At 28.7% G+C, this 11,790-nt stretch carries 11 protein-coding genes; 1 reads left to right on the top strand and 10 read right to left on the bottom strand.

The window, feature by feature from the left end; all coding sequences use genetic code 11:
• Nucleotides 1-8: 8 nt before the first annotated feature.
• The 9 genes from CKV65_RS03335 to CKV65_RS03305 form a co-directional block, all read right to left on the bottom strand.
• The gene (locus CKV65_RS03335; RefSeq protein ID WP_197695391.1) at nt 9-1,604 is read right to left on the bottom strand and encodes a site-specific DNA-methyltransferase; all 1,596 of its coding nucleotides are present in this window, start codon (nt 1,602-1,604) and stop codon (nt 9-11) included.
• A 61-nt stretch (nt 1,605-1,665) separates the two neighbouring features.
• Nucleotides 1,666-1,857: a hypothetical protein gene (locus tag CKV65_RS10850; protein WP_197695389.1), complete on the bottom strand. Its 192-nt coding sequence runs from the start codon at nt 1,855-1,857 to the stop codon at nt 1,666-1,668.
• Nucleotides 1,858-1,993: 136 nt separating this feature from the next.
• Nucleotides 1,994-5,767, bottom strand: a complete 3,774-nt coding sequence (locus CKV65_RS03330; protein WP_231922710.1) for a YobI family P-loop NTPase — start codon at nt 5,765-5,767, stop codon at nt 1,994-1,996.
• Nucleotides 5,768-5,782: 15 nt separating this feature from the next.
• Nucleotides 5,783-6,169: a DUF4391 domain-containing protein gene (locus CKV65_RS03325; RefSeq protein ID WP_051177585.1), complete on the bottom strand. Its 387-nt coding sequence runs from the start codon at nt 6,167-6,169 to the stop codon at nt 5,783-5,785.
• Nucleotides 6,135-6,308 carry a phospholipase D-like domain-containing protein gene (locus CKV65_RS10770; RefSeq protein WP_155909551.1) on the bottom strand — a complete coding sequence of 58 codons (174 nt, stop codon included), beginning with the start codon at nt 6,306-6,308 and terminating at the stop codon, nt 6,135-6,137. The genes CKV65_RS03325 and CKV65_RS10770 overlap by 35 nt, the downstream gene beginning before the upstream one ends.
• A 31-nt stretch (nt 6,309-6,339) precedes the next feature.
• Nucleotides 6,340-6,840, bottom strand: coding sequence for a hypothetical protein (locus CKV65_RS03320; protein ID WP_027889716.1), 501 nt, complete (start codon nt 6,838-6,840; stop codon nt 6,340-6,342).
• Between the two features lie 129 nt (nt 6,841-6,969).
• Entirely contained in the window at nt 6,970-7,842 is an 873-nt protein-coding gene (locus tag CKV65_RS03315; protein ID WP_027889715.1) for a PHP domain-containing protein, read from the bottom strand.
• A gap of 15 nt (nt 7,843-7,857) precedes the next feature.
• Nucleotides 7,858-9,675 carry an excinuclease ABC subunit UvrC gene (uvrC, locus tag CKV65_RS03310; RefSeq protein ID WP_027889714.1) on the bottom strand — a complete coding sequence of 606 codons (1,818 nt, stop codon included), beginning with the start codon at nt 9,673-9,675 and terminating at the stop codon, nt 7,858-7,860.
• A gap of 17 nt (nt 9,676-9,692) precedes the next feature.
• Complete coding sequence (locus CKV65_RS03305; protein WP_027889713.1) at nt 9,693-10,457, bottom strand: YdcF family protein; 765 nt, start codon at nt 10,455-10,457, stop codon at nt 9,693-9,695.
• 111 nt (nt 10,458-10,568) lie between these two features.
• Here CKV65_RS03305 and CKV65_RS03300 point away from each other — a divergent pair, with 111 nt between their 5' ends.
• A complete protein-coding gene (locus CKV65_RS03300) occupies nt 10,569-11,024 on the top strand; it encodes a MarR family winged helix-turn-helix transcriptional regulator (RefSeq protein WP_231922709.1) in 456 nt (151 codons plus the stop codon).
• A gap of 60 nt (nt 11,025-11,084) precedes the next feature.
• Here the strand turns inward: CKV65_RS03300 and CKV65_RS03295 are convergent, their stop codons facing one another.
• Complete coding sequence (locus CKV65_RS03295; RefSeq protein WP_027889711.1) at nt 11,085-11,744, bottom strand: coenzyme F420-0:L-glutamate ligase; 660 nt, start codon at nt 11,742-11,744, stop codon at nt 11,085-11,087.
• Between the last annotated feature and the right edge of the window lie 46 nt (nt 11,745-11,790).

The following is an 11,790-nucleotide window of genomic DNA, read 5'->3' as shown; positions in this document are numbered from 1 at the left end:
TCACCCCATTATATAACCTTTATTTCAGTATCTGGAGCAATCATTTTAAAACGTTCAGCTACATTTATTTTGCTAGGTGTATCGATAAAACAGCTATCACGAAATACTACTCTTAAAGCTTGTAATTTTGCAATTTCATCTATAGTTTCCATATCTAAATCTTTTTCAAAACAAGCTACTAAATCACCATCATTATAGATATGCACTTTATGTCCATTGATATCTTTTGTAATATACGGTTTATCCAGCTCTACGCCCCAATCTAATAAACAACCGAATAACAAATCTAAATCCGTTCTATCTTTTTTTATATTTTCCTCTAAATTAGATAACATTTGTTGGTCGTATTCATCAATGCTATAGTATACGTCTTTCATATTGCTATCATCTAATTTTAAAACTCTAAAGCCAATATCTAAATCTTGCCCATTAAGCCCTGCTTCTTCTTTTATTTTTTCACCAGCACGGCGAATACGTTCTTTGCCGATTTCACAAATATTTTTATAACCCGCCTTAAAAGCCTCACTCTTTTCATCTGTTTTCTCTGGCAACTGTACCATAATAAACTTACGTTTACCGCCATCTTCTGCATTTAACTGCATAACAGCATGAGCAGTTGTTGCTGAACCACTAAAAAAATCTATAATTATTCCGCTACTTTTTATCAATAAATTTATAAAATATTTTATTAAATCAACTGGTTTTGAAAAACTAAAACTACTACTCATATTCAAAGCTTTTAATATTTTAGCTCCATTAGCTGTTGTTCCTACATTATCCAATATCAAACTACCAAAGGGAATATATGATATACTATCTGGAAATATTCTGTATATATTATATTTCCCATTTTTATTTACTAACTCTAAATAACCCTCTTTTAATAACTTTTTAGCAGTATCTTCACCTACTCTCCATCTTCCTTCTGTTCTATCTTCTTTTATTGGAAATATCTCTTTACCTTCTATATTTATAGGATAAAACATTGATGGTCTGTCTTCTTTTCTATCAGCAACACCCCATTGTCTTAAATTTTCTTTTCTTCCTTGAGATTTATTCTCTATCATTTTTATTTTAGTTAAATTTATTTTTTTAGCATAACATATTATATATTCATGTAAAGTAGCTATTTTAGTACCAGTTCCCACTTTTCCTAATTTAGATTTCCAAACAAAATTACAGATAAAATTATTTTCACCAAAAATTTCATCACAAATTTTCTTTAAATTTTCTTGCTCACTATCATCAATTGAAATAAAAATCAAACCATCATCAGCCAATAAATTTTTAGCTAATATTAACCTAGGATAAATCATTGAACACCAATCAGAATGAAATCTACCATTAGTATCTGTATTTTTAAATAACCGTTCATTATTTTCATTAAAAGTACCTTTAGCTTCCTCATATTCATCTGTTGTCTGGAAAAAATTATCCTTATAAATAAAGTCATTACCGGTATTATATGGTGGGTCTATATATATCATTTTCACTTTATTGAAGTAACTATTTTGCAATAATTTAAGTACATCTAAATTATCGCCTTCAATATAGAGGTTTTCTGTATTATCCCAGTCTTTACTTTCTTCAATACATGGACGCAAAGTTTTACGAATAGGTCTATTAGCTTCTACTTTAGCATCTTTTTTACCTACCCAAGTAAACTCATAACGTTCCGCTGTACCCCCCCCCGATTATCTTATGTGAAAAATTTTGCAGCAACTTATCTCTATCTACAACTTTCTGTAATTTACCATTTTCATCTCTAGCTTCTGTAATGCAATCAGGAAATAATTTTTCTATCTTTTCCACGTTTTTAGCCACTATATCCATGGACTCCATTCGCATTTTCTCCATAATTCAAACCTCCATACTTTGTTTTATTTCTACATAAAAAAGCCACTATCTCAACTTTATTTAATTGAGAATAGTGGCTTCTTCTTCCGTTCAAAATCCAACTAATTATTATATCATTTTTTCATTAAAAAATCTATTACCTTTGTTGTTTGTTAACTTTTATTCTAAATAAAAGTTGTTCTTTATCATATATATTTTTATTAGAAATATAATTTATTTTTTGCAAATAAATACATAATCGTTCATTTTTACTATTTATAGGTAAATGTATATCACGTCTTTTTTCTCTATTTGATAATTCTTTATATTCACCATCCATTTTTGAAAAAATCTTTTCTAATTCATCAGCATTAAATAAATTTAAATGTCTTACTAACAATGTTAATTTTAATTTATTATCTATTTCATCAAATACAATTTTAAATAAATCTTTCGTTAGAGTAATATTCATGTTAAAAATTGCTCTTATCAAATTTTCATTCATAAAATTTTTACCATAATAATTTACTATTTTTTGACAAAATACTTTATCTGTCCTTCCCGTTTCTTCCAGCAAATTATTAAATATATCTTCATCAATCTGAAATATTTCTATATTATCAATAAAGTTATCTTTATCTGATAATATATATAACGTTGCCATTTCTACAGACACATCTTTTATCTTGTCAAAACATTCTTTATTTAAAGGTATATATTTATTTTGTATCAAAATTTTAAGTTTTTCTTGGTTCATTGAAGCAAAATCCAATTCTAAATCATTAAAAATAAGTCTTACATACGATATATATTTTTCAAAAATATTATTATCTATATCGCTAAATGATAAGTCTTTTATAAATTTTTCTTCAACAAAACTTCTGTCACTATTTAAGATTGCATCACATTCTGTAGATAAAAAATCTATTAATGCCTCATCTAATCCATTTTCTGAAAATTGTTTCCAATATTGAATAACATTTTCAAAATTAGCATTAATTTTTCTATGTTTTAGTAATAATAACCAATATTTATTTTCACAAACAGATATATTTTTTAACTTAAAAATTTCATGCACTATAATTTTTTCTACTAAATCCATATCATCGCTACATTTAATCATTAAGACTAAAATATATTTTTCATCATCATAGTTATTATCGTTACTCAATATAACTTCTTTTACATATTCTTCAATATTAGCGAAAACATTATCTATTAAACAATCATATCCAGAAGTCATTATCATTGTATAGTTTTTCCTATTTAAATCACTTTCTGTTATTTCACTGTTTTTGTATACAAGAATAGTATCTATCATATATTTATTGATATTGTAATAGTTATTATCAAATACAAAATCCAAAAGTTTTTTATCAACTCCCGCTATATTCAACTTATAAAAATGTATTTCTAATTTCTCGATTATCTTTTCCAAATAATTAATATTCACATCTTTAAGTTGTATCAATATGTCTTCATTTTCTTCAAAAAATTGTTCAAATGCTTTATCTTTATTTAAATTAAGCAATTCTTCTACTTTTAAACTTTCACATAACCATTTAAAATATTCTATTTGTCTATTATATGTCAATGCTGCTTTTTCAGTTAAAAAAATCCACATATTTTCCCATTTTAAAGCTAATAAATTTATAAATTTCTTTCTGTTATTATTCTTCCTTACAAAAGCATCTATAAAAGACCAACTTTCTTTTTCCTCATCTGCTAATTGTTGTATAAAATTATCTAATTTATTCTTATCAATTTCTTTACTACTATTTGATAATAAATACTCTAATAAGTAAAAATTATAAACTTCTTTTTGCTTAAAATCTCTTATATTTAATCTATCAACTATACCTCTTAATCTAGTCAATTTATAATCAAATGACTGAACCTCTCTATTTCTTATGTTAAGAATAAAGTTCATATCATCTTTTGTTATACTATCTCCTTTAAAATAGTTAATATACATACTATAATCTTCATTAATATAACCATATCTTAACATAAAGACTAAGACTTTATTACTTCTAACATTATCAGATAGAACTTCTTTAACATCATTTCTATCAATTAATTCTTTTAAAGATAATATTGATATATTTTGTAACTGTTTATTTAATTCTTCTAAATCTTGATGTATGCCTTCCTTTTTCTTATCTTCTAATAATTTTAAAGCTGTCCATCTTTTAGCATAACTTTCTAACAATACTTTTAACTCATTAGAATTTATATCTTTCCGTTTATTATCGTAACTACTATTAGCATAATAAATAGTATAAATACTCTTATCCTCATAAATATCTTTTAAATTAAAATTATCATCTAATATTTCTTCTATTATATAAAGATAATTTCTATATCCGTTATATCTTTCTATTCTACGAACTGAACCTTTCCAATCAACTAAATGACCACAAAAAGCATATTTTATTTCTTTAGTACTCTTTAAACAATCTTCTTTTACTAATATAATTTGTTCTTCTAATTCATTTATATCTTCTCTAATTTTTTCAGTTCTTTTTTCTATAAATGATTGTTTATCTTTAAATGCTTGCTTAACAATACCTTCATCTTGTTCATTTTGAAGTTCAGCAAAATCTTTTGGATATAAATTTTTAAATATTATCAATGATAACATTTTTTCATCTACAAGTTTTATGCTATCTGAATCTTTTAATGTTCTTTTATAAATCTTAAATTCATTAAAAATATTATATAAAACTCGCATATCTGATACGAATGGTGCTACATCTTTTATATATTCCTTCGATATATTACATTCAGCATTATTTTCAAATTCCTTTAAAAAAACATCTTCTGAATTACTTGCATTGATTATTGGAACGACAGGTATAATATAATCAAAAAATTTAGTGCGTTCTTCTTTATTATGGAATAATTCATCTTTTACTGCATAAACAAATTTTACGGGTTTCTCTAAGCCTTCATAATTATTTATGATAAAATTCAAATCTCTTAACTCTATGAATATATCATTGTTTTCTAGTCTATCTAAATCCTCAAAAAATACAACTTCATATCCTGTTGCTTCAAAAAAATACAAAATTTCATCTATATTTTTATTAAAAATAGATTTTTCATCAATCGCTTCACTCCCAAGAGTAGCATTAGAAAATAATTTTATTTCTTTCAGTTTTAATTTAATCATACCTTGTTTTATTATACTAGCAAGTATTATCATTTCTAATAATACTAAGCATGGTATTATTACGTGTGTCCAAAATTCAGGAATACCTAAATCAATTAAAAAATTAATACAATTAATCACTTTTTCCCTTAAAACATCTGGAAAAACTAATACGCTTCCGATTGAACAAAACACATTAATGCAGAAAATCCATGCAAAAATATACTTATAGCTCATTTTTTCTATCTTGTTATATCTGCTTTGTGGCAACATATTCTTTTTTACTTTATAAAAAAATTGTTTTAATATTACATTTTCTATTTTTTCTAAAGGTATCTCTTCTTTTTCCCCATCATCTTGAGATTTCCCTTCGCTACTATTAAAAGTTGCCATAGATATAAATGTATATTTTAAACTAGGATGTTTCTTTACATATGTCTTTATAACACTACTTTTCCCAGCCCCATAAGGAGCAGTAATAGCTATATTTTTTATATCTTTATGCTTAATAGCCCAATCCAGAGCATCAATATATTCATCTCCATTTTCCATATCATCTATTGGAGATAACTTTTTATACTTCTCTAAATCAGGCTTATCTATTATATTATTAAATTTATCTATTAAATAAGTTGCTTTTTTATTGATTATATTTAATACAGATAATGCAAATTTTATTACAAACTCTTTTAAATAAAATCTATTTATCAAATAAGTTACTTTTTTACTAATCGCATTCCGTATAGATAATGCAATTTTTATTATAAAATCCTTCATCTAAACTTCTTCACCTCAATTTTTATTTATTATTTTCCTCAATCTTTTTAATTCATTATTAAGCTCTACTTTTCGATTAAACTGTTTTTCTTTACGAATTTTTGCTTGTAATACTTTTATCTGTTTTTCTATTTGTTTCTTTTCTTCTGCTTGTTCAATATCTTCTTTTAAATTTGTATTCTCGTCTGCGCTTAATTCAGCTCCTGCAATTTGTCGCACAAAATTTTCATATACAGCATTCATATCTAAGCCCTCCAATTTACATGGAAGGCTTTCTTCATCTACCCATGCAGTATGATAATACTGATTTACTTTTACAGTATCATGTATTATCTCTTTATAACTAATCCAAGCTTGATATTTTCCTTCAAACTTTAATAAAAATAAATTTAAAACTATCAACTTTCTCTAATTGCTTTTTTAACTCATTATAAGCATATATTGAAAAACAGGACGCTGCTATTGAAACTTTACTGCCCTTTTTTATTTGTTGAATTAAATCATCTTTAAGTTTCTCTGTAATATTATTAAATATCTTCATCTCTTAACCTCTTAATATCTATATGTATTGATTATATACTTTCTAATTTTTGTTCTATACGTTTAGTAGGAAATTTATACGCTTTGTTTCTTTCTCTAGACGTACCTTTAAATAATAAAAAAGTTGATGAACTTTTTTTCAATCCAATTGTAATTGATGTTTTATTGGTTACTTTTAAAAATTCCTCATATTTAAGTATCGCTATTTTACTTTTATTCAAAGGTTTTTGTTCACATAATAAACAGATGAAAATAGGATATTTTTCATTATATTTTTTCAATAAATCTCTATCTTTATCTAAAAAACTAAATGTCCAACTTCTATAATTTTCAGTTTCACTATTGCAATTAGTAGTATATTTAAAAAATAATATGTATTCTCCTTTTGCTTCACTTGTAAGTATTTTATAAATTTGTCTATGCTCCACATCTTCTTTACTTATCAAAGTGGGGGAACATCCTGGATTTTTTAATATAAATGTATCCAAAATTGCTCCATAATAAAAATATCGTTGTTGCATTTGAATTGCCATATTTATTCACCTTCTATTATTTATACGATTAATTATATAATAAAAATGAATATCTGTTAATTTACATCAAATATTTTTAACATAACAAAAAAGCTATTATGAATTTATCATAATAGCTTTTTATAATTCTTATTTTCGTCTTTCTTCTATTTTCTGGCAGATATTTATATAAAATTCATCTGGTACATTCATATTATTATTCGTTCCTGTACCGAGTTCAACTGATGGACGATTTGCTCCATGGAAATCTGTTCCGCCAGTTGGCAATAAGTTATATTTCTCAATCATATAATGCGCAAAAGCTCTATCATCATCAGTATAATTTGGATAATATGCTTCCATGCCATCTAAGCCCATTTCATGCAGATATTTTATATGGTATTCTTGTTCAGCTCTATTATTATTGATAAAACCAATTTTTTTATGAAAATGTGCCAATGATGTCACAGCACCTGCCATTTTCATTTGGGCTATTGCATCTTCTGCTTTTGGATTTTCAACAATGCCTAATTTTAATTTGCGAAAAGCCGGGTCAATGTATTTATCCCATAAATATTGAATATCTCCCACAGCTGATTGATTAGTTACTAAATAGCGCAAGATTGCATATTTATCCATACCATCACCTGAAACGTACGGCTGAACTTTTTCTATAGAAATATCCAAACCTTGCTTATGCAAATAATCTATTACATTTGCAATGGAAGATTCTTTTTTATAGCGCAATTCTTTATAAAAGTTTTTAAAAGCTTCACTATTTTGGTCAAAACCAAGCGCTACGACATGAATTTGATGGTTGTCATAATTAAGGCTCATTTCCATACCGTTTATAAAGTTAATTTTATATGCTTTGCTGGCAATTTTCGCTGCTGTATTGCCAAAAATTGTGTCATGGTCAGTCAAAGCAAAAGCAAACATACCTTTTTGACTTGCTAATTTTGCGATTTCTGCTGGCGCATATGTACCATCAGACATTGTAGAGTGTACATGTAAGTCTATCATAAAATAACCCCCTAATCATATTTTTTTGCTTATTAATTCATGTGTACGGAAAAAATTATAAATAGATTTAGCTATATTTTCACTGATACCTGGAACAGAAGATAGCTCTTCTACTGTTGCATTTTTTATATTGGAGATATTTTCAAAGCGGTCAAATAAAGCTTTGCGCCGTTTTGCACCAACTCCAGCTATATTATCTAGCAGTGATACTTTATTGCGCTTAGTGCGCAAATTGCGGTGATAAGTGATAGCAAAGCGATGTGCTTCATCGCGAATTTGTTGCACTAGGTACAATGCATCGGATTGGCGCGGTAAAATCACAGGTTCAGAGGAATGTTCTGTAAAGATGTATTCAAATTGTTTAGCAAGCCCCACTACTGGCACAGTCAAATGACCTGCACCGCGAATTATTTCCAGTGCGGAGCTTAGTTGTCCTTTACCGCCATCAATGATAATCAAGTCCGGCATCTCTTTTGCCGTTGCTTTGCCATATCTGCGCATTGTGACTTCACGCATAGACATAAAATCATCTGGTTTTCCTTCGGTAGAATTTATCTTAAAACGGCGATACGACTCTTTATCTGGCTTGCCATCTTGAAACACCACCATTGAAGCTACTGTTTCTGAACCTTGAATATGCGATATATCGAAGCATTCCATGCGCATAGGTGGCTTCGTCAAATGTAGATATTTTTGTAAATCATATACAGCGCCTATGCTGCGTGCCATTTTATCTTTTAATTTATTTTCTTGGTCTTGCAGATATTTAACGGCGTTTTCATTTGCCATCTCTACAATATCTTTTTTTACACCGCGTTTTGGCGTGATTATTTTAGTTTTAACGCTTTTTTCTTCTGCTAACCATTTTTCTAGTAAAGCTGTTTCTTTAATATCCTGTGGCAATAATATTTCTGCTGGTATGAATACTGCATCATTGTAATACTGCTTTAAAAATGCACTGAGAGCATTTTCTTTATTATCTTCCATATCGCCTGTCATCAAGAATTGATTTCTACCTAATATTTTACCACTGCGTACAAAAAATACTTGCATACAAATGCCATATGGTGAAGTAGCCATACCGATAGCATCCATATTTCCCGTATCTGTCAATATTTTTTGCTTTTCTGTAACTTGTCTTATAGATAATAGCTGGTCGCGAATTTTTCCTGCCATCTCAAATTCTAAATTCTGCGCTAAATTTTGCATTTTAGCTGTTAAATTTTTCTCTATATCTTCTGTTTTTCCCTCTAAGAATAAACAAACAGAATGCACCATTTCATTGTACACATCTTCTTTTACGAGCCTAGCGCAAGGAGCTAAACAGCGTTTTATATGATATTCAAGGCAAGGTCTTTCACCTAAGTGCTTACAAGTGCGAAGTGGAAATAAACGGCGCAAAAGTTTTACTGTTTCTTTCATAGCTGTTATATTCGTATACGGGCCAAAGTATTTACTACCATCTTTGATAACGCGCCTTGTCGTGGTCAAACGCGGATATTGTTCATTCAATGTTATTTTTAAATAAGGATACGTTTTATCATCACGCAACATGATATTGTATTTAGGGTGATGCTTTTTTATCAAATTACATTCTAAAATCAGAGCTTCGAGTTCATTGTCCGTGATAATCGTTTCAAAATCTTCAATATGCGAAACCATTGCTATTGTCTTAGCTGAATGATTGCGCGAAGACTGAAAATACTGGCGAACGCGATTTTTTAATTTTATCGCTTTACCAACATAAATGATTTGACCGCGCTTGTTTTTCATCAAATAAACACCCGGTTTTTCTGGTAAAAGTTTTAATTTTTCTGCTACTACATCATTCATTAAAGCACCTACTTTTACTATTGTAAATGAAGTCTTAACGCTAATATACCCATGTATTCTCTAATCGCCATACAAGAATTATTGAATGCACCATTAGCTGGAATAAAATTAAAAATGCTCCAAGCTAATTCACCGCTAAGCTGATAATCCGTAACGTATGGCACTGGATTTATGCCTTCGCGCTCGAAAATCATCATAGAGCGAGGCATATGAAAGCCTGATGTTATTAAAATCGGCTTTGTAAAATTATTTCCCTGCATAATCACTTTACTATTGCGCGCATTCTCTACAGTGTTGCGACTTTGATTTTCCAAGAGCATCATATTTTCCGGCATGCCCATGCCTTTAAAAATTCGCTGCTCGATATCTGCTTCTCTACCTGTGTCTTCAAAAACTTTGCCACCAGACAAGATTACAGGTATATCAAGTTCATTTTGCAGGCGCATAACTGTAATCATGCGATTTGCTACATAACCGCTGACTTGTCCATCACCATCAATATCAGCAATATTATTGATAGCACCACCGCCTAACATAATTATGACATCTGGATTTTGCGCTTTCAATTCTTCTATTGAATAGTTCGTATACGTATTTTCTAGTGGTTTCATTAAATGAAATGCTGTAAATTGCATTGACAATATATAAAACAATAAGATAATCCCAGTTAAAATGAATTTGCCTTTTATTTTTTTCCAATACAAATAGATGTTAAACAAAATCAAAAGGGATATGATGCCACCTGGTGGCATTATAAATGAATAAAATACTTTATAAAGCATGTTTTTACTCCTTTTTTTCAATATAGTATAATTAAAAAACAAAATATCAAATATTTCAACAAAAATTTCTCATTATATTGTATAATTATTTATTATATATCCAAATAGAGGGTGATTACCATTAGTATAAGTGAAGAAAAATTAGAACAAGCCTCTAAATTGGTACATCAGCTTTATCAGACGACACGAGCCATGAGTAAAAGTATCAATAGAGCGCTAGATAGTACCAACATTTACGGTTCTGAATGGATAATCTTAAAGACCATTCGCACACAGGGAACCATGACTCAAACCGTTTTGGCTAATTGTTTAAACATTGAGCCAGCAGCTATTTCCAAGACTTTACGCCAATTAGAAAAGAAACATTTAATAACTCGTCAAAGTGGTACGGATAAACGTGAAAAATACATATATCTAACTCCATTAGCTTTGGAACAATATGATACTTGGCATCAAATTATAAAACAAAATAGCAAGCGTGTATTTGAAGCTGTCAATGAAAGTGAACAAGCGACTTTGATGAAACTTCTTGGTAAAATTCGCCAACATATCAACGATGATAATTAAAAAAAAGACCAATCTACACTTTAATTATTTTAAGTATAGATTGGTCTTTTTTCGTATTATTTAAGCATTAGCTTCTTGATACTGTTTAAAGTTTTTAATAATCGCAATTGGTGTTTTCTGTGAAGCATTACCAAAAGGATTATCAATCAATAATTTTGCTACTAAAGCACCATTACAACCATCAGTTACATCTACGATACGAGAACGTTTTAAATCGTTTACATCGGCGATGACTGCACCAAAACAACCAAGACGTGATTTTAAATTATTTACAACTTCTTTTGTATTTTCAGGACCATATACGATGGATTTATCAAATGGTGGCATAGTACCTGTTACATCATCAATCAATGCAGTTTGACGACCTGCAATTTTATAGAAAACACCAGATTTGCCAACGAGTTTTGCTAAAAAGCCGATGAATAAACCAGCTGCTACACGGAAATGACCTTCTTTAACCATCAAGGATTCCATGCCGTGTGGTGTAGCAAGACTGCCGTAATCTGGAATAAAACGACAACAAAATTGTGCCATAGAAGAGATTTTTAAATCTTCTGGGCGAATGTAAAGACCTTGTGTTATAGCTACAACGCTTTCAGCTACAGTGATTACATCATTTTCGCCAATTTTACCTTTGGTATATTTTTCAATTGTATCTACAATATCATCTTTTTTAGTAAGGATACGTGTAGGAATTGGTATAATTTTTACTTCTGACATGATTTACCTCTTACCTTTCTGTTCATTTTTCATTATCATTCAACGA

The sequence above is a fragment of the Megamonas hypermegale genome, assembly GCF_900187035.1.
GTDB lineage: Bacteria > Bacillota > Negativicutes > Selenomonadales > Selenomonadaceae > Megamonas > Megamonas hypermegale.
This window is presented reverse-complemented; position numbering and strand designations above follow the sequence as displayed.

What these genes read in the sequence shown, in the direction of transcription:
- CKV65_RS10770 (WP_155909551.1), bottom strand. Translation starts at nt 6,308, where the DNA reads ATGAAGATATTTAATAATATTACAGAGAAACTTAAAGATGATTTAATT.
- CKV65_RS03305 (WP_027889713.1), bottom strand. Translation starts at nt 10,457, where the DNA reads ATGCTTTATAAAGTATTTTATTCATTTATAATGCCACCAGGTGGCATC.
- CKV65_RS03295 (WP_027889711.1), bottom strand. Translation starts at nt 11,744, where the DNA reads ATGTCAGAAGTAAAAATTATACCAATTCCTACACGTATCCTTACTAAA.
- CKV65_RS10850 (WP_197695389.1), bottom strand. Translation starts at nt 1,857, where the DNA reads ATGGAGAAAATGCGAATGGAGTCCATGGATATAGTGGCTAAAAACGTG.
- uvrC (WP_027889714.1), bottom strand. Translation starts at nt 9,675, where the DNA reads ATGAATGATGTAGTAGCAGAAAAATTAAAACTTTTACCAGAAAAACCG.
- CKV65_RS03320 (WP_027889716.1), bottom strand. Translation starts at nt 6,840, where the DNA reads ATGGCAATTCAAATGCAACAACGATATTTTTATTATGGAGCAATTTTG.
- CKV65_RS03330 (WP_231922710.1), bottom strand. Translation starts at nt 5,767, where the DNA reads ATGAAGGATTTTATAATAAAAATTGCATTATCTATACGGAATGCGATT.
- CKV65_RS03315 (WP_027889715.1), bottom strand. Translation starts at nt 7,842, where the DNA reads ATGATAGACTTACATGTACACTCTACAATGTCTGATGGTACATATGCG.